The sequence below is a fragment of the Acetobacter sp. P1H12_c genome (genome assembly GCF_018811975.1).
GTDB lineage: Bacteria > Pseudomonadota > Alphaproteobacteria > Acetobacterales > Acetobacteraceae > Acetobacter > Acetobacter persici.
In genome coordinates, this window is sequence record NZ_JACRVR010000101.1 from 1 (window position 1) to 705 (window position 705).

At 51.8% G+C, this 705-nt stretch carries 2 pseudogenes; one reads left to right on the forward strand and one right to left on the reverse strand.

The features are described from left to right. A pseudogene (locus tag KP699_RS16295) lies at nucleotides 1-239 on the forward strand (IS5/IS1182 family transposase); the annotation flags it as partial. A 202-nt stretch (nucleotides 240-441) separates the two neighbouring features. Here KP699_RS16295 and KP699_RS16300 read toward each other — a convergent pair. Then, nucleotides 442-624, reverse strand: a pseudogene (locus KP699_RS16300) (IS5/IS1182 family transposase); the annotation flags it as partial. Nucleotides 625-705 lie beyond the last annotated feature (81 nt).

Below are 705 nucleotides of genomic sequence, written 5' to 3' on the forward strand. Positions count from 1 at the left end.
AGGTTCACAGGAAAAAGCCGCATCTCAGGCCTATGCCCCGCCATATCCAGAGATCCAACGCAGGGAAGTCGGTGATCAGATCTCGCGTTGAGCATGTCTTTGCCGATCAGAAATCACAGACGGGACTGTTCGTCCGAACCGTAGGCATAACGCGGGCCACCATGAGGATCGGGCTGGCCAATATCGTCTATAATATGCGCCGCTTTCTCCTCCTGGAGCGGATTAACGCGAGCGCGTAGCAATCCAGAGCATGAAACCCTCTCTCTGCTCAAAACGCAGAGTGAAAATCAGCACCAGCAACCAGAAATCAGGCGCAAGGGTAATCAATCAAGGGTTCTTCGAACCCTCCATCTGCTCTTCCGTAAAACGACTACGTTTCATCCGTCCGTATCCTTCTCGATCGGACTCTACTTTTAAATGGTTACATTTTCGGGGGTACGTCATCAGCACTGGATCAAACGGAGGACGGCCGCCTTTGCTTCCGTCTGAATAGGCCAGTGCCTTGGTCAGCTCCGGACGGAACACCTCAAAATCCACAGTCCGGGAAAACGCTTCAAGTTGATCACCAAGCCCGCTCAAACGAGAAAGCCGCTCTTCAACATCAAAGAAACCGGACTGTTTCATGTCGCCACTCCTCCAATAAAAACCGGAAAAATGGAATCACGGAGAGGGCCTCAAAACCAAGAGGGTTTTCGAACCCTCCAT